The sequence below is a fragment of the Citrobacter sp. Cpo065 genome, assembly GCF_030332805.1.
Classification (GTDB): Bacteria; Pseudomonadota; Gammaproteobacteria; order Enterobacterales; family Enterobacteriaceae; genus Citrobacter; species Citrobacter portucalensis.
Genome location: NZ_JAOWHC010000029.1, coordinates 177,685 through 195,946 on the forward strand (window position 1 = coordinate 177,685; position 18,262 = coordinate 195,946).

At 54.1% G+C, this 18,262-nt stretch carries 15 protein-coding genes; 2 read left to right on the plus strand and 13 right to left on the minus strand.

Annotated features, from left to right (window positions below; genetic code table 11):
- Positions 1-28: 28 nt before the first annotated feature.
- The gene (fsr, locus tag OGY68_RS06880; protein WP_003021788.1) at positions 29-1,249 is read right to left on the minus strand and encodes a fosmidomycin MFS transporter; all 1,221 of its coding nucleotides are present in this window, start codon (positions 1,247-1,249) and stop codon (positions 29-31) included.
- A gap of 174 nt (positions 1,250-1,423) precedes the next feature.
- Between fsr and ushA the strand changes: the two genes are divergently transcribed.
- Positions 1,424-3,076, plus strand: a complete 1,653-nt coding sequence (gene ushA, locus OGY68_RS06885) for a bifunctional UDP-sugar hydrolase/5'-nucleotidase UshA (protein ID WP_057067773.1) — start codon at positions 1,424-1,426, stop codon at positions 3,074-3,076.
- Between the two features lie 107 nt (positions 3,077-3,183).
- Here the strand turns inward: ushA and ybaK are convergent, their stop codons facing one another.
- The 10 genes from ybaK to OGY68_RS06935 form a co-directional block, all read right to left on the minus strand.
- Positions 3,184-3,663, minus strand: coding sequence for a Cys-tRNA(Pro)/Cys-tRNA(Cys) deacylase YbaK (gene ybaK / locus OGY68_RS06890; protein ID WP_003831056.1), 480 nt, complete (start codon positions 3,661-3,663; stop codon positions 3,184-3,186).
- Between the two features lie 201 nt (positions 3,664-3,864).
- Positions 3,865-4,659 carry a TraB/GumN family protein gene (locus OGY68_RS06895; RefSeq protein WP_003831057.1) on the minus strand — a complete coding sequence of 265 codons (795 nt, stop codon included), beginning with the start codon at positions 4,657-4,659 and terminating at the stop codon, positions 3,865-3,867.
- Between the two features lie 153 nt (positions 4,660-4,812).
- A complete protein-coding gene (copA, locus tag OGY68_RS06900) occupies positions 4,813-7,314 on the minus strand; it encodes a copper-exporting P-type ATPase CopA (protein ID WP_057067776.1) in 2,502 nt (833 codons plus the stop codon).
- Between the two features lie 147 nt (positions 7,315-7,461).
- The gene (locus OGY68_RS06905; RefSeq protein WP_032942558.1) at positions 7,462-8,232 is read right to left on the minus strand and encodes a heme ABC transporter ATP-binding protein; all 771 of its coding nucleotides are present in this window, start codon (positions 8,230-8,232) and stop codon (positions 7,462-7,464) included.
- On the minus strand, positions 8,229-9,221 hold the full coding sequence (locus OGY68_RS06910; protein WP_048235958.1) for a FecCD family ABC transporter permease: 993 nt from the start codon (positions 9,219-9,221) through the stop codon (positions 8,229-8,231). The genes OGY68_RS06905 and OGY68_RS06910 overlap by 4 nt, the downstream gene beginning before the upstream one ends.
- 51 nt (positions 9,222-9,272) lie before the next feature.
- Complete coding sequence (gene chuY / locus OGY68_RS06915) at positions 9,273-9,896, minus strand: anaerobilin reductase (protein WP_057067778.1); 624 nt, start codon at positions 9,894-9,896, stop codon at positions 9,273-9,275.
- The gene (hutX, locus tag OGY68_RS06920; protein ID WP_032942563.1) at positions 9,896-10,390 is read right to left on the minus strand and encodes a heme utilization cystosolic carrier protein HutX; all 495 of its coding nucleotides are present in this window, start codon (positions 10,388-10,390) and stop codon (positions 9,896-9,898) included. Before hutX ends, chuY begins: the two co-directional genes overlap by 1 nt.
- 12 nt (positions 10,391-10,402) lie before the next feature.
- Entirely contained in the window at positions 10,403-11,740 is a 1,338-nt protein-coding gene (hutW, locus tag OGY68_RS06925; protein ID WP_218659498.1) for a heme anaerobic degradation radical SAM methyltransferase ChuW/HutW, read from the minus strand.
- Positions 11,741-11,758: 18 nt separating this feature from the next.
- Entirely contained in the window at positions 11,759-12,583 is an 825-nt protein-coding gene (locus OGY68_RS06930) for a heme/hemin ABC transporter substrate-binding protein (protein WP_057067782.1), read from the minus strand.
- A 2-nt stretch (positions 12,584-12,585) separates the two neighbouring features.
- Complete coding sequence (locus OGY68_RS06935) at positions 12,586-14,730, minus strand: TonB-dependent receptor plug domain-containing protein (RefSeq protein ID WP_057067784.1); 2,145 nt, start codon at positions 14,728-14,730, stop codon at positions 12,586-12,588.
- A gap of 290 nt (positions 14,731-15,020) precedes the next feature.
- On the opposite strand from OGY68_RS06935, the gene cueR reads away from it, so the two are divergent.
- A complete protein-coding gene (gene cueR, locus OGY68_RS06940) occupies positions 15,021-15,431 on the plus strand; it encodes a Cu(I)-responsive transcriptional regulator (protein ID WP_008783984.1) in 411 nt (136 codons plus the stop codon).
- On the opposite strand, the gene OGY68_RS06945 is transcribed toward cueR, so the two are convergent.
- A complete protein-coding gene (locus OGY68_RS06945; RefSeq protein ID WP_057067786.1) occupies positions 15,428-16,144 on the minus strand; it encodes a DUF3142 domain-containing protein in 717 nt (238 codons plus the stop codon). The two genes, cueR and OGY68_RS06945, sit on opposite strands and share 4 nt — an antisense overlap.
- On the minus strand, positions 16,114-18,258 hold the full coding sequence (locus OGY68_RS06950; protein WP_057067788.1) for a PA5441 family protein: 2,145 nt from the start codon (positions 18,256-18,258) through the stop codon (positions 16,114-16,116). Before OGY68_RS06950 ends, OGY68_RS06945 begins: the two co-directional genes overlap by 31 nt.
- Positions 18,259-18,262 lie beyond the last annotated feature (4 nt).

The window sequence follows — 18,262 nt, forward strand, 5'->3', positions numbered from 1 at the left end:
CCAAAATTTACTTTTGGCCGTCAGAAAATCAGGCTTTGTGTCGGTTATCAGGTAAGAATATGGTCAGTATCCCCAGAAGTGGCAGGAAAGCACATATTTTGTAGACCAAATCGATGCTGGTATGGTCGGCAATCAGCCCTAGCACCGCGGCTCCCAAGCCGCCCATGCCGAAGGCAAAACCGAAAAATAGCCCAGAAACCATGCCGATACGCCCAGGAAGCAGCTCCTGCGCGTACACCAAAATAGCAGAAAACGCCGATGCGAGGATAAAACCAATGATCACGGTTAAAATTCCGGTCCATTCCAGCGTTGCGTAGGGTAAAACGAGGGTAAATGGCGCAACGCCGAGGATAGACCCCCAAATAACATATTTTCTGCCAATTTTATCGCCTAATGGTCCGCCAATCACCGTCCCGGCCGCGACGGCAAACAGGAAGGCAAACAGGTGAAACTGGGCGTTTTGTACCGATAATCCGAATTTTTGCATCAGATAAAAGGTGTAATAGCTGCTGATGCTCGCCATATAGAAGTATTTGGAGAAAATCAGCACCAGCAGGATGCTTACCGCCAGCACCACTTTATTGCGCGGTAACGGATTTACGATGGCAACTTTCGGTTTTCCTTTACTCATCCGATGCTGCGCGGCATACCAACGGCTGATTTGTGCCAGGACGACAATCGCTAATAACGCAGCCAGAACAAACCAGGCCACATTACCCTTACCATATGGCGCGATGATGACAGCTGCCAGCAAGGGTCCCAGAGAGCTGCCGAAGTTGCCGCCAACCTGGAAAATTGACTGCGCCAGGCCGTGACGACCGCCGGAGGCCATGCGCGCCACGCGGGACGATTCCGGATGAAATACCGAAGAGCCGGTGCCAACCAGCGCCGCGGCGAGCAGCACCATATGGAAACTACCGGCCATGGCCAGCAAAACAAGCCCACTCAGCGTGAAGCACATCCCAATGGGCAGCGACCACGGCATCGGGTATTTGTCCGTCCAGTAACCCACCACCGGTTGCAGCAGCGAGGAAGCAAGCTGGAAGGTTAGGGTGATCATCCCGATCTGCATGAACGTTAGCGAGAACTCTGACTGCAATAGCGGATAAATCGCCAGGATCAGCGACTGAATCATATCGTTTAGCAGATGGGAGAGGCTGATCGCTCCTAAAATGCCAAATGAGGTGCGTGCTTTAGCAACCGACGCTGACGCGCCAGCCACAGGCTGGGTTGGTTCACTTATTGCCATAGAAAGTCACTTCTGTTTGGGTTGCGATTATGAGGGTAATCTATTTTGTTATTATTACCTGACTAACATACCTGCGGAAGGTGTTTGAAGGAAGTCTCATTTCTGAAAACATTTTCGACTATTATTTCATATCATTGTAATTTCAGTCGTTGATTTTGGCTCAGGGAGAGAAATATGAAGTTTTTAAAACGGGGCGTGGCGCTGGCGTTATTAGCCGCATTTACGCTGGCAGGTCAGCCTGCACAAGCGTACGAAAAAGATAAAACCTACAAAATTACCATTCTGCATACCAACGATCATCACGGTCACTTCTGGCGCAGCGAATACGGAGAATACGGACTGGCGGCGCAAAAAACGCTGGTGGACGGTATTCGTAAAGAGGTGGCAGAGGAAGGGGGCAGCGTACTGCTGCTTTCCGGTGGCGACATTAATACCGGTGTACCGGAGTCCGATCTGCAGGATGCGGAACCTGATTTTCGTGGGATGAACCTGATTGGCTATGACGCGATGGCGGTCGGAAACCACGAGTTTGATAATCCCATGACCGTACTGCGCCAGCAGGAAAAATGGTCCAAATTCCCGTTTCTCTCGGCCAATATCTATCAGAAAAGCACCGGCGAGCGTTTGTTTAAGCCGTGGGCCATCTTTAAGCGGCAGGATTTAAAAATTGCCGTACTCGGTTTAACCACCGACGATACGGCAAAAATAGGCAACCCCGAGTTCTTTACCGATATTGAGTTCCGTAAACCTGCTGATGAAGCCAAACTGGTTATCCAGGAACTGAATATGGGTGAAAAGCCAGACATCATTATCGCGACCACCCATATGGGACATTATGACAACGGCAACCACGGCTCGAATGCCCCTGGCGATGTCGAAATGGCGCGTAGCCTGCCGGCGGGATCGCTGGCGATGATTGTAGGTGGTCACTCGCAGGATCCGGTGTGTATGGCTTCAGAGAACAAGAAGCAGGTTGATTACGTACCAGGTACGCCGTGTGCGCCAGACAAGCAAAATGGGATCTGGATTGTGCAGGCGCACGAGTGGGGGAAATATGTGGGCCGGGCGGACTTTGAGTTCCGTAACGGCGAAATGAAAATGGTCAACTACCAGCTCATTCCCGTCAACCTGAAGAAAAAAGTGACCTGGGACAACGGTAAAAGTGAGCGCGTACTCTACACCCCGGAAATAGCTGAAAATCAGCAAATGCTTTCGTTGCTGACGCCGTTCCAGAATAAAGGTAAAGCGCAGCTCGACGTGAAAATAGGTAGCGTCAATGCGCGCCTCGAAGGCGACCGAAGCAAAGTCCGTTTCGTGCAGACCAACATGGGACATTTGCTGCTGGCTGCGCAAATGGCGCGAACCAGCGCTGATTTTGGCGTGATGAGCGGCGGTGGCATCCGTGATTCCATCGAAGGCGGCGATATCACTTATAAGAGCGTGCTGAAAGTACAGCCGTTCGGAAACATCGTGGTGTATGCCGACATGAGCGGGAAAGAGGTGATTGACTATCTGACCGCCGTGGCGCAAATGAAGCCGGACTCCGGGGCCTATCCACAGTTTGCCAACGTCAGCTTTGTGGCGAAAGACGGCAAGCTTAACGATTTGAAAATCAAAGGCGAACCCGTTGACCCAGCCAAAAACTATCGTATGGCAACGCTAAGCTTCAACGCAACCGGCGGCGATGGCTATCCGCGAATTGATAACAAACCAGGCTATGTGAATACCGGGTTTATTGATGCAGAAGTGCTGAAAGAGTTCGTGCAGAAGAACTCACCGCTGGATGCCAGTGTGTATGAGCCGAAGGGGGAAGTTACCTGGCAGTAACAGGGCGGAGTGCCGGATGGCGGTGCGGGCACCTTATCCGGCCTACAGGTCAGTGCGATTTGTAGGCCTTAAAGCTGCGCGCCATCAGGCAATCATTCTATAACCGCTTAATCGCGGCGTGCGATGTCGGCGAATTTCGCATCCAGAATTTTCGCCAGATCGCCCGCTGCCAGTTCGATATCCAGCCCGCGTTTGCCGCCGGAAACATAAATGGTGTCAAACGTCTGGGCAGGGGCATCAATGAGCGTTGGCAATCTCTTTTTCTGTCCTAATGGGCTGATCCCCCCCACCAGATAACCGGTGGTTCGTTGCGCAACCATTGGATCGGCCATATCGACCTTTTTAGCCCCCAGAGCCTTAGCGACCTTTTTGAGATCCAGTTGACCGGCTACAGGCGTGACCGCAACTGCCAGATGCTTCATATCGCCATTCACGGCAACCAGCAGCGTTTTGTAGACCTGGTCCGCATTCAGACCTAACTTGCGCACCACTTCATCACCAAAGTTCGTCTCGGACGGATCGTGATCGTAGGTGTGGATCTGGAAAGAAATTTTGTTTTTTTCGAGTAATTTAACGGCGGGTGTCATAGCAATTTTCCTGGACCAGACAAAATACGACTCAAGCATACGCCTGATGTCTGTCTAAAAAATAGTACCATCTTGCGCAATAGTATTGGCAGGATGATGACTTTGAGCGACAATCGAACTACACCGATGCTTTAAGCATTGGGATCATAATAATGATGAAATTCCTCTTTGACGGGCCAATAGAAATATTGGCCATTTTTTTTACCGTAACATCTCCGGCAAATTTCCCTCTCCGTACAGATGCAACGCGCCAACGGCCACGACGTAATGACCAGCAGGCATCGCCCTGAGCCGATCGCGCCAGGCTGTGTTGCGTTGATGCATCAATACGTCATACAACGACTGGCTAAAGGTATTGGGAAGCGTCAGTTCGCTATTGCGTGGCGGTGTTTTAAGCCACCAGCCCATCATTTGTTGCAACAATCTGGCATTGGTATGCCAGTGCGTCAGAGTATCGTCCAACAGAGCCAGTCCATTATCAGGCAACTGACATAACAGCTCTATTTGACTGGATGCGCCTTCCAACTCGATAACGGGTTTATGCGCTTGTTTTGCCGCTTTCAGCAATTGGTAATCAATCCCGTATTCTGCCCGTAGACCCAACTGCTGTGCCTGTGTCGCCTGTAATACCATGGCGATTTGCCACAACGGCTGAGTAGATAACAGCGATGGGGAAATACCCAGTTCGTTGGTGACTTTACGCAGGTTTTCTAACTGCTCCGGGCTGATACGTTCTTCGAGTGCGGCAAATGTAGGAAGGTTAGCAAACGGCGCGTCGTCACCGGAAACATCCGCTTCGACAATCAGCGCGTCGGCATGGTTGAGTTTTTTGAGTAATTTGGCAGGCAGAGGAGCCATATCGCGACTGCCCATGTGAATACTGCCAATCAGATGAAAATGGCGGTTGCCGGGCAATGAAATGTCGATGGCAGGCCAGGTATAGTGGTTGCCGCGTAGCGCGGTGAAAAATGTTTTTACCCGGTATAACAGATCCATACGACCTCCCTAAGTAGACTTTCATGCTAGCGCGTGGTCCAGGAAGGTGCAATGCGAGAATCGCCGGATGGCGACGCGAAATCGTCTTATCCAGCCTACAATGTTACCTGCACTTTGTAGGCCGGATAAGCGTGAGCGCCATGCGGTAGAGGGTTACTCTTTCGGTTTGAAGCGCAGCAGTCGGTTAGCGTTGCTCACCACAGTAATGGAGGAGAGCGCCATCGCCGCCCCGGCAACGACCGGATTCAGCAGTGTTCCGGTGAACGGCCACAGGATCCCCGCGGCAACGGGAATACCGATGCTGTTATAAATAAACGCGCCGACCAGGTTCTGCTTCATATTACGCAAGGTTGCCCGGGAGATAGACAGTGCATCCGCGACGCCCATCAGGCTATGGCGCATCAGCGTAATCGCGGCGGTTTCAATCGCCACATCGCTGCCGCCACCCATGGCAATCCCTACATCGGCCTGAGCCAGCGCAGGTGCATCGTTGATACCGTCACCCACCATGGCAACCTGACGCCCCTGGCTTTGCAGACGTTTAATCGCCTCGGCTTTACCGTCCGGCAGAACACCGGCAATCACCTCATCAATACCGGCTTCTTTGGCAATAGCGTTAGCCGTGGTCGGGTTGTCACCGGTAAGCATCACCAGACGATACCCGTTGCGGTGCAGACGCTGAAGTGCTGCCACGCTGTCGCTACGCAGCGGATCACGCACCGCTAACAGAGCCGCCGCTTTACCATCAATCGCCAACAGGACCGGGGTTGAACCCTGGGATGCCTGAGCGGTGATTTCAGCTTCCATTTCAGTGGTATCTACCTGTTGCTCATTGAGCAGCGCCTGGTTGCCCAGCAGCAGCGTATGACCTTCCGTTTCACCGCTTACGCCTAAACCGCGCAGCGTACGGAAACCATTGACCTGTGGCAGCGTAACATCACCGGCTTTGTCCAGTATCGCTCTGGCCAGCGGGTGGCTGGACCCCTGTTCAAGGGCTGCTGCCAGACGAATTGCCAGTGCTTCATCGGTGTTGCCAAACGTTTTGATGGCGACAACCTGCGGTTTACCTTCAGTCAATGTCCCGGTTTTATCAAATACGACGGTATCAAGCGTACTGGCGCGCTGAAGCGCATCGGCATCACGTACCAGAACCCCAAACTCAGCAGCACGACCCACACCGGAAATAATCGACATTGGTGTAGCCAGGCCCAGCGCACAAGGGCAGGCAATAATCAGTACGGTAGTGGCAATCACCAGCGTATAAACAATTTGTGGTGCCGGCCCGAAGAAATACCAGATTGCCGCACTCACCAGCGCAATGACGACGACGACCGGAACGAACACTGAGGAGATACGGTCGGCTAGTTTACCAATCTCCGGTTTACTGCTTTGCGCCTGGCGCACCATACGAATAATGCGTGACAGCGTGGTATGGCTGCCAACGGCACTGGCGCGGAACAGCACGCTGCCGTCCTGTACGACCGTACCGGCGTGGACGCTATCGCCTTCGCCTTTTTGTTGCGGAATAGGCTCTCCGGTCAGCATGGCTTCATCCAGCCAGGCTTCTCCCTGAGTGATTTCGCCATCTACCGGAACGCGGTCACCGGTGGTCAGGCGCAGCAACATTCCCGCCTGAACGTCTGCCAGCGGCACGTTCTTTTCACCTTCGTCGGTAACAACACGCGCGGTCGGCGGCGTCAGATCGAGTAATTTTTCCAGTGCTTTGGACGAACGCTGGCGAGCCCGCGCTTCCAGCATGTGCCCGAGGTTAATCAGACCGATAATCATCGCACTGGCTTCATAATAGAGGTGTCGCGCTTCCATCGGGAACCATTGCGGCCAGAGGTTGACGCTCATAGAATAAAGCCATGCCACCCCTGTACCCAGCGCCACCAGCGTATCCATGGTCGCGGTGCCGTTCATCAGGCTTTTCCACGCATTGCGGTAAAAATGACCGCCCGCGAAAACCATCACGGCAAGCGTTGCCAGACCAATCGTCAGCCACAGGCTGCGGTTGTCGTCAGTGACCATCATGTTTTCGCCAATCATTCCCCATACCATGACAGGGATACCCAACAGCAGCGCGACGGCCGCCTGCCAGCGAAAACGTTTCATGGTTGCTACGGCGGTTTCTTGCTGACGCTCGCGGCGCTTAACATCATCTTCAATGGCTTCTGCGCCGTAGCCCGCTTTTTCCACCGCTTTCACTAACTGGTCGGCGGACGCACTGCCCATTACCAGCGCAGTACGTTCCGCCAGGTTTACCCGTGCCTGCGTGACACCCGGTACGCTTTGCAGAGCATCTTGTACGCGGATAACACAGCTGGCGCAGCTCATGCCGTTTAACAGCAACTGTTGGCTGTCATCATCAGCCGTAGCTGCCGGAAGCTCGGAAGGGACCGCTGCCAGTGCTTCCGACGGGATTGATGACTCCGTCAGCGGTTTAGCCTTTGGGTGGCTTAACTCCGCGCCGTAACCGGCTTGTTTGATGGTTTCAATCAGCGCTTCAGCACTGGCGCTCCCGGTGATGTGCGCTTCAGTCACAGTGACATCCGCTTGCTCAACGTCCGGGCGTTGCTCCAGACTTTCTTTAACGCGTTTTACGCAGTGACCACAGGACAAGCCGTCCAGGGTTAGATCGATTGTTTGAGACATAACCAACTCCTTTATTGCAGGATTAACTGACTGTGATAAAGGTTAAACCTTCCATCTAGGGGAAGGTCAAGGGAGTTTTTAGAAAAGGTGCAAAAAGGGCGTAAAGGAAGAAAAACGGGAACGTCAGGTCAGCACGTTCCCGGTCTGTTATTGATTGAGAACGATAAGCGGCGTTCGATGCTGCGGTTCATTCATCACCGTGAGATCGGCGCCGTACAGTGCATTTAGTGACGATTGCTGCAGAACATCCTGCGGACGACCGTTATCAACTATCCTGCCGCGTTCCATCAATACAACGCGGTCAGCATAGCGCGCCGCAAGGTTGAGATCGTGCAGGACGCAGCAGACGCTGAACTGTCGTTCACCTACCAGACGACGCAGCAGACGAAAAAGATGCTGTTGGTGGTGAATATCCAGGGCGGAGGTGGGTTCATCGAGAAACAACCATTTTGGCCTGGGTTCGGGCTCCCAAAGTTGAACCAGCAGACGCGCCAGCTGTACCCGCTGTTGTTCTCCTCCCGACAAGTGCCGGTAATCGCGCGCGGCCAGCGCCTGGCAGTCACACAACGTCATGATGTGCTCCGTTTCATCGCCCGTGTTGCGCGTACGATACGGATGCCTGCCCATGCGGATGACCTCCTGCACGCTAAACGGGAAGGCCATATGACTGTTCTGGCGCATCACAGCACGGGTTTTTGCCAGCTCGGTGATTGACCACTCGTTCAGCGGCTTGCCAAACAAGCTACAACGCCCGCTGTGGGGCTGCAGATAGCCCGTAAGCTGGCGAAGCAGCGTCGATTTTCCGGCCCCATTCGGGCCAAGAATCGCGATGATTTCTCCATCAGGTAGCGTCAGGGAAACGTCATCGGTCAGTCGTCTGCCCTGAATGTGGTAGACCAGATTTTCAGCGACGATCATGACATCCTCCGGCTACGCAGTATTAACCACAGGAAATACGGTCCACCGATCAGGCTGGTTAACAGACCAACGGGCATTTCGGCAGGCTGAACAAGTGTGCGGGCCAGCGTGTCGGCAATCAGAAGTAAACAGGCACCGGCCAACGTAGAGCAAGGAATCAACCAGCGATGATCGGCGCCGGTAGTCATTCTGATCAGATGCGGGATCACCAGGCCAATAAAGCCAATCACGCCGCTGACGGAAACGGCAGCGCCAACCAGGAGCGAGCTGAGCAACAGTAACTGCTGGCGCTTACGTTTGACGTTTACGCCGAGGTAATGCGCCTCTTCATCACCCAACTGCAGCAAATTAAGCGTTCCCGCCATACAGACGGTGACTGCAATGGCTGGAAGAACAAACGTGCTGGCAACCAGCAGCGTTGGCCACTGGGCCTGGCCGAGATTCCCCATCATCCACAGCGTAAGTTGACGTAGCTGCTGTTCGTCGCCCACATAGCTCAGCACACCAATAGCCGAACCGCACAGAGCATTGATAGCGATACCTGCTAACAGTAGTTGCATCATTCCGCCGTGGTTATGACGCTGACTTATCAGGAAAATAATCGTGCAGACCACCATGCTGCCCGCGACGGCAAAAATCATCTGCTCATACAACACCAGCACTACGGGGAATGAAAATGGGATAACTATCGCGATGCCGACCATCAGCGCGGAGCCGCTGCTGACGCCAAGCAGGCCGGGATCGGCCATTGGATTGCGAAAAAGTCCCTGCATAATGACCCCTGCCGTAGCCAGCGCAGCACCGACCAAAACGGCCAGCAGTACGCGGGGCAGGCGGATGTTCAACCAGATATCTCGGTATTCGTCGTTGAACAGGGCGCTGAAGCTAATGTTCAACGCCCCCTGGCTGGCACCGAACAGCATCAGAGCGACCAGCAAGAGAGAAAGGCCCGTCAGAATGCTGACGGAAGAAAGCGAGTCCTTAAGCACGCAACGCTCCATAACGTCTTTGCGGCGCGAAGTTTCCGCGCCGCGAGGGGTTTACGCGGGTTTCAGTCCCGGCTCAACTAAACTGTAAATCTGGTTATTGAGTGTCGGCGCCGTGGCCAGTTCGTGAATGTGCCTGGCAACATCCGCGCGCATCACAAAGCCATGACACTCCTCGGCCTGTATGCGTTGCGCCAGACCTGTGGCTTCACCATTCAGCAAACCGCCGGGGCGGAGAATGGCGTAGTCCAGTAGACTGGTTTGTAGCCAGCTTTCAGCCAACGATTTTTCCCGTACGGCCTGGCCAAATGCGGCCCTGGCGCGTGGGGACAAAAAGGGCCAACTGTCGCCACAGCCCAGAGAGGTAACCAGAATCATGCGTTTGATCTCAGCTTTTTCTGCTTCATCAATGACGGTTCTGTGCGCCAGATAATCCTGGGCACCGCCCATGGAGGAGATTACCGTGGCATGCTGACCTGCTGCGCGACAGGCGCAGGCGGTGACCTGGCTGTCGCAGGCGTCGCCAATAAAAACCTGCACACCTTTTTCCTGCAGCCCGGCAGCAACCTGGGGATTGCGAACGACAGCAATCACCGGACGATGCTCCGCCAGTGCGAGCTTCAGCGTTTTCGCGCCGACGCCGCTTCCACCTGCACCAAAAATAAGCCATGGAGCCATCAGGCATGTTCCTTTAAAGATGAAGACAACGTGTGAAAGGCGCTGACCTGTTCGGCCAGCAGCTGTCGATGCTCATCGCGACCGAGGAAAATTTTGAACATAGCGCTACCCGCCTGGTTGAAGAAGAGAATGGACGCAGTGTCCATTCCCATAAATTTGCGTTCAATCAGGGCAATATGCGTGCAGTTTTCTGCCTTGATATGACCGGTCATGCCTTTTTTGCCGCGCAGGTTGAAGTAACCGTGGCGGTGGAATCCGGAAGGTAATTCACCGGTGAATTCCAGAATGACATCAGCAGTATGGACCAGGGTGGTGACTTTGCCCCATTCGCAGACGGTTTCCCAGACGGTATCAAATTGACTGCCGGAAACCAGCGTTGGGGAAGGGAGGTTTTTCACCACCTCCAGCAATGTAGTGTTGTACTGGGCTGCGATAGCTTCCAGCGTACCGTCCGGCTCAGTTTTCAAAAAATCCTGTAAAGAGACATGGCTCATTATTCACTCCTTTTATGGTTGCTCTACCGCAATGCGCGGCGCGTTAAGTTCCTGAATCAGTTCATCAAGAGACTGCAAAATATTGCTCGCCCAAAAACGCCCTTCATTGGTCAGGCGTACACAGGTGCTGGCATCTCGCGTCAGCCCTGCGTGATGCCATTGGGTCAGTAGCGGGGCCAGTTTTTGTGCATGAGGCGTCAGCTCATCCAGCGGAATGCGGGCCGTCTCAATACCGGCCTGGAGAGTGTGTCGCCACTGGAAACCACGCTCGGCGGTGCGCATCATCATCATTAGCGGTTTTTTTCCGGCGGCGATAGATTCATGCCATGTATTCAGGTTGCGCTCGACCATCCAGGAATAGCCATTGACTGACCCTCCTGCGCCAGAGCCGAATGCCAGACAGTCTGCACCCTGTTTAATCAGCAGGTTGTACAGATTGCGTTCCCGTGTGGTACGCGCCCAGTGGCTGTTGCTGATGCAGCGCCAGCCCGCGCTGTCCATGAAATCGCAGCCCTGAAGATAGAGATCGCGGCGTTCGGCGGGAGAGGGAACGGTTGTGCGCCCGGTTTCAACCGCTTTGCCAAGCGGTGTATTAGGGATCAGATTCAGCGCATAAAGATCTACGCCGTCGAGGCCGATGTCGCGGGCAATCGCCAGATCCTCGCCCCACAGTTTTGCGTCTTGTCCTGGCAGACCAAACAGCAGATCGCACACCACGGCGGCACGATCTCGTTTTACCAGTCCCTGCATAAAGGCCGTCGCGGTCGGGCCGTCCGAAGTACGCGCCATTTTCTTGCGGATTCGGCTGTTAAAAGACTGAATACCGATTGAAAATCTATTGGCGCCAGCGTCAAGGCAGGCATCAATTCGCGCATCGTCAAAATTGAGCACCCGTCCCTCAATGGTGATTTCGCAGTCCGGCGCCAACGGTAGCTTGTCACGCAGCGCGGTAATGATTCTGGCCAGGTCCTGTGCAGACAGCGCAGAAGGCGTACCGCCGCCAAAATAGACGGCGTGAATGGGGGCTGACTGATGTAATGCGCTATCAGCTTCCATCTCTATTTCGCGCAACAGCGCGTTGGTGTAGCGGGCGCAGTTGTCTTCTTCAAATCGGTTTTGATAAAAACCGCAGAAAGTACAATGTGTTGCACAAAAAGGAATATGCAAGTACACCAGCCGTTTACGCGGTGGGGTTGGCTGGTTGATGACCTCCTGCCAGGTCTGTGACAATAGCTCTTTGGCAACCGGGATCGCCCCACGCCAGGGCATCGTGGCGCGGCGATCCTTAAATGGCTGACTTCCCTCGAGCGCAAAATGCGCGGTGAGATCCAGCGAATGTTCAGTTTTCATTCTTCTTAATAAATCCAGTTAGTGAGGCCAGAATTGCTGGTGCAGGGCTTCAACCGCATCGGCGACGCGTGGTCCCATTCCCAGAATCAGCGCCTGGTCTACCGCCACAATGCGCTGGTTTTTCCAGGCCGCAGTGTGGGTAATACCGGCAATCGCGCTCAGGCGAGCCGGACCGCCATCGACCATTTGCGACGTCACCACGATCACCTCCGGGTTGGCGGCGATCAGTGACTCCGCGCTGTAGCTTTTATACTGCGCATGGGTGGCGACATTTTGTGCGCCTGCGAGGGTCATAATGGCATCGGCAACGCTGCCTTTTCCAGCGATCTGAGGTGCGCTGCCGCCAGCAGAGAGAATGAACATGGCTTTGACCGGCGCGTTTTTCGCCGCCACGCTGTGCTTAATACGCTCCAGACGTTGCTGCAGGCGATTGACTAGCGCCTCACCTTGGTCAGGAATGTGCAGTGTTGTAGCCAGTTCTCGAATGTTGGCGTACATCTGTTCGACGGTGGCCGGTACGCGCGGCAACGTCACGACGTTAACCTTTTGCGCCCGCAACTGATCCAACACGATTTGGGGACCTGCATCCTGCCAGGTGATAAAGCTGTCCGGATGGAGCGACAAAATGCCCTCGCTGCTTAACTGCTTCCAGTAGCCGATATGCGGGAGTGCGGCAGTTTCGGGCGGATACGAGGTGGTTTCATCAACGCCAACCACCCGGTTGCCGACGCCCATGGCGTATACCAGTTCACTAAGCGAGCCGCCCGCCACCACCAGGCGGTCGGCGGACTGGGCACTGAAAACGCAGGCGAGGCTCAGTAAGCCAATCATGAGTTTTTTCATCGTCAGAAATTCCACGCAAAGCCAACGGCGGCATTGAAACCAGCATCTGGAATAGATTCATGTGCGGTTCTGTAACGCTTATCGGTCAGGTTGTTGAGCGCGAGGTTGACCTGATACTGGTCCTGCGGACCGAACTCGGTGTTGAATGCGAGGTTAAGTGTGGCCCAGCCTGGGTAGTTGATTTCCGTGGTGCCGGTATTATCTTTAGCGCTGGACGCCGCGCGGATAAAGGCATCGGACGTCACGTTAGCGACATTCATCAACCAGGTATGTTTCAGGCCGACACGCCCGGTCAGCGTGGGTTCGCCGGTATCCCAGGTTTTTAGGGTATTGCCTTCGTACTGACGGCGAATGAGATTACCGCTCAGGTAAGGTGAAACCGCCCAGCCGTTGTATTCTGCGGTGAGTTCCATGCCCCAGGTTTTGGCCCGATCGATGTTTTCGTAGTAGTAATAGCCGCCCCGTGAAGAGGTGGTATTACCGCTGCAAACGGGTTGGCCTGAACAGGCCAGGCTGGCGATATAGTCTTTGGCTTCGGAGTAATAAATGGCGCCGTCAATCAGCCACATATTCCCTTTATACCGTGCGCCCAGCTCATAGTTATTCGAGTGTTCCGCCTTCAGGTTTGGGTTGCCGTAGGTCACGCTTCCGCCTGCGGACGTCTGCATAAACAACTGAGTCAACGTGGGGAAAACATAGCCCTGGGCATATGCTGCCCGGAGTTCAAGATCTTTAAAACCGGAATAGCGTAGGCTGGTTGAGGTCACCAGTTCATCATCGTGTACTGAATTTCCCCCGGTGGAATGCCAGGTGCTGCCGCTGCTTTGCAGGGTTTGCGTATCGTTGCGATTGAGCTTCGAAGACAGCCAGTACTGGCGTGCGCCTACGGTCCAGGTCCAGTCATCGGCAAAGCGCCAGTCGTTTTGCGCGAACAATGAGGTGTTGCTTTGCTCCGCTTCGTTGTATGACAGGGTGCGGGTTTGCGTATCGAAGAAGCCGGTAGCTGCGGTCTGGCGCGTACTGCCGTCTGTGTCCTGTTTGATTTTGTCATGCTGATATTGAGTGCCAATCACCAGCTCGTTGTTCGCGGGAAGGGAGAAATTGCCCTGCAGCGTTACCCCCTGGGTATACTGTTTGTCGTTGGTATTGGTTTGATTGTTTATCGTCAGCGCTTTAATCGCCGGGCTGGGGATTACCTGAGTCGTTTTGACCCGGTTTTCAAATTTGCGCTCTATTGTCTGGGTGTATGCGTCAACATGGATTTTCCTCAGGTAATCCCCGCCAGCCGCGTAGTCGTAGAAAAGACCGATTTTCTCGCGTTCCAGCTTAGGTATTTTGACGCTAAAGTCGTCGAACTGGCCCTCTGGATCGTCAAACCAGGTTTGAGTAGACAGTTTGTAACGATCGAGGGAGAGTCCGATTTTATGGCGATCGAAATTGTAGCCAAGCCACACGCCCTGGCCGTTATTACGGAAATTGGTGTCGGGCAATCTCCCGTCAGGTGTATCGCGGTCCCCCTGGTCGGAATAGCTGCCATTGATGCGGTAGTCAAAGTTTCCGATGCTGCCCCAGGCTGCTGCTGATTCTTCCCATCCTGCCGTTGCGGAGTTATAAACGGCCTTAACGCTGCCGCCGAGAGGCTTATCGCCGCCTTTTTTGGTAATAAAGTTTACGACACCGCCAATCGCCTGCGAACCGTAAAGGACAGAGTAGGGGCCTTTTACTACTTCAATCCGTTCCAGCGCGGATTCGTCAATCAGCAAACCGGCCCCGTAGTTTTGCCCGGCGCGCTGGTAGCTGACGACCTGGCCGTCGATCAAAATCAGCACCCGCGAAGAGGCTTCGCCACGGATACGAATTTGTTTCCGGCCAGCGAGGGCGTTATCGGTGACTTCGACGCCGGGAATATCTTGTAAATCATCAGCAATAGAAACGCTGGTGGAGTTTTGCAGCGTCTGGCGATCGATAACCTGAATAGTTGCCGGGCTATCCCAGAGACTACTTTCAGAGCGGTTAGCCGTGACGATCACCGTATCATCGTCGGGCGCTGAAGCGTGTGTTGTAGAGGTAGCTGCAGAAGCAGCGCCGGACATGCATAATGTCAGGGCTGAAAGAATAAATGGCCTTTGGTTAATCCGTGGCAACATAAGAGAACCTTTATTAAATGTAAATGATCATCATTATCATTCGCATTTGTATATAAAAATGTTTCCCTTTGTTCAATATGAAAGATGCATAACCAATATATCTTTTGATTTGAGTCAATTTTGTACGGTCAATAAATACTGAAATGTGATCTGTATCGGGTATAACAATGTGAATAGAAAGGATTTATTCATCTCTTTGTTGGCTTATAATGTGCAGATTTCTCGGGTAAATGATTACGGCAATCTGGGCTATAATATGGCTCAGCACCAACAAGCACCGCGGGGGAAATGTGAATATTAGCGATGTTGCGAAAAAAACCGGTTTAACCAGCAAAGCCATTCGCTTTTATGAAGAGAAAGGACTGGTGACGCCGCCGCTGCGTAGTGACAATGGCTATCGCACTTACAACCAACAGCATCTGAATGAACTGACGTTGCTGCGTCAGGCGCGGCAGGTTGGATTTAATCTGGAAGAGTGCGGCGAGCTGGTAAACCTGTTTAACGATCCGGCGCGTCACAGCGCGGATGTGAAAAAGCGCACCCTGGAAAAGGTGGCGGATATTGAGCGGCATATCAGTGAGCTGCAGGCCATGCGCTTGCATTTACTGGCGCTGGCGGACAGTTGCCCGGGTGATGACAGCGCTGAATGTCCGATTATGGATAATCTCTCCGGCTGCTGCCATCACAAAGCGAAGGCTTAACGGCGAGAAGGATTAAGCATAAACACCACCGTGCCGCGGTACCACGGAGATTTCTCAAGCTGCGCTTCAGCCAGTGGATCTCGGCTACCGTTTTGCACCAGTCCCAGCTTAAATGGAATGCGCAGGCGGCTCAGCGCGGGTAGATACGCCTGATAATTCGTCACCGTGCGACGCCCCTGATAGCTTTGCACCACCAGTTCATCGACCGCCAACGCGTTCAGCGTAGCGACGTCGCCCGTTTTTGCCCAATCCAGTAGTCCGGTTACCCCTAGCGCAAACTCGGCCGGGAGCTGTTGGCGCAGTTGCTGCAGAAAGCGGGCGTAGTCGGTCAGTTGATGGGTCGCTGCGTCAAAATCAACCTGCAGGCCGACGACGTTATTCCCGGCGGTCTGCCAGCGCTGCATCAACCGTATGATACGCACCGGGATCTCTTCCGGTACGTCGAGGGTTGTAAAGCGTACGGTCAGCCAGATTGAGGGAAAAGACAGACGACTGACCGGCAGTCCGAGGCGCTGGAACACCACGTTACCGGAACGAACCAGTACCTCGCCCTGGTGCAGATAAACCGTTTGCGCGTCTTTCAGCTCGTCACTGGCTTTCACCCCAGACCACAGCCAGAAGGCTGAATGTTCACGGGCGGCGACGATATCCGCCGCCTGTGCCTGGCCGAGAAGCAGTGCGGTTACCAGTAATATTTGAGTTTTTGCGCCCACGGGCTTCCCGGATACTGCGTTTTCAGTTGGGTGAACCAGCCCTTACGCTGCAATTTGTCCACGTCTTCTCCGCCACATTCGTTAGCGCCTGATGGCGCATAGCACATGATGGCGCGATACAGCGCGAAGCTCTTATCTTCGACTTCCGCGGTGGGTGAGGTGATTACCTGCTGGTAGTAGCTCTGTCTGTCGAACTGGCCGAACGGTTTCTTGCGCGAGATAGCTGATTCAAGCACGTCGTTGCCAGCGCTGCTTTTCCACAGGTCGACATGTGTTTGCGTGGTGCGGAAGAATTCGCCAAGGCAGTTCAGCGCGTGAGCATCATCCGCTTTTTTGCTCAATACCGTTACCGTTTCATTGAGGCTGCGGCACGTATAACCCGCCTGCGCCGTGTCGCCATTCCAGTCGAATATGCTCAGGTTAACGTCATCAAACGCTTCGCCAATGACCGGTGATGTAATCGCGCTGGCCAGCTTTCTGTCAGTAAGCCAGTCGCCAAAACGATTCTCTGTTAGATCCCGCACCAGCAGCGTATGCAACGCAATGGTACGCTCTTCGTTATTCGGGCCATGAACGGCCTGCTGGCGCAGCAGTTCTGGTGTGGCCTGCGTTTTCAGTACCTGCGAACGAAAGCGCAGGTTGGTCACCGCGCTATTCGGTGCGAAAACCGCTGCCACGTCGCCGCTATACACCAGCGTGGCGGCAAGCTTAGCCTGTACATATTGCTGCTGTTCGTTATCCTGGCTGAGTTTTAACAACTGCTGCCAGAAATTGCGCGCCTCGGCCCATTTTTTCTGGCCCATCAACGCTTCGCCGTACAGCACCTGTTCGCTGAAGGCGAGGGTATCGTGAGCGGCAAGTTTCTGCGCTGGCGTAACTGCCTGAATAATTGCCGCGTAGTTGCCCGTTGCCAGCCACAGATTCAGTTGCAGATCGCGCCATAGCGGCAGTTTTTGGCTCTGTTCAAACACCGGTTTGCTGGCGTCGAGCTGTGCCTGCGTCAGCGTCGGTTTGTTATTGTTATCCAGGCGCAGCGCGCGTAGTAGTTCGATATAGCTGACTCGCGGCGCGTCGGGGAAGGACTCAACGACGGACTGGTCGTAGAACGCCATGCCATAGACATTATCGTATTCGATGACATTTTCGCGCAGTTGCCGTGCGTCTGCCGACTGCTGCAAAGCCTGTTCATACAACCCGGCCAGCTGCGGCCATGACTGTAAATACCAGTTGATGCGACGCAACATGCCTCGTGAAGAGTCAGCGTAGAGTCCTTGGGGAAAACGCTGCAGATAGGTCTGCGCCAACTCTTGAGCCTGAGTGGCATCCTCGCGGTTAATTTTCGCAATATCAAAATCGCCGTACTCGCCCACGCTGTTCTGACTGCTCTTGTTCAACGCCGTGCGCATCAGCATGTATTGCGCGGTCTCTGCTAACCACGGACGGTCGCTTGTAGCAAGCTGAGTGAAATCCCGTTCGGCACTGGCATAATCACCGGCATAGAAACTGGCGGCTGCTGCCAGATAGCTTTTATAGGGCAGAGCTTGAGAATCTGCCGGGAAGGTGGCAAGAGAAGACTCAATTTGCTCGCGGGTTGCCCCAGAAAGCAGTCCTGTACGCGCCTGGGCTAAAGCCTGACGCTGTTCCGCTGTTAATGTAGAATCGGCCAACAGCGCGGCAAAAAAGGCGCTAACGCTCCCGGTATTATTCGAAACATGACGGTTCTCTAGCTCAGCGTCATTGATGTTTATTTCGTCGGCGCTAATGTTCAGCTCGGCCATCTGTCGGGAGAGAGGACTGTCCGCGGCGGATGCCTGAGCTGCCGCTGTTTGCGGGGCAGCCTCATCCCATTGCGGGTGATAGGCAAAATAGAAATCTCGGGAGCGAGTGATGTCTGCGGGCATCGACTGCACGGGCAGAACAAATGATTTTTCCTGGCTCAGCAGCCGCAGCAGGTTGTCGCGGCTGTCGTTTTCAGGGTTAAAGGTCGGCGTTCCCTTCAGCAGGCAGCTGTCGTCGCTCCATTTGCAGTCTTCCATATCGAACGAAGCGAATGCCAGCGGGGTGGCGGTCAGCAATGTGCAAAGGGCAAAGGCAAGGGGTGTCTTCCTGACCATAGTC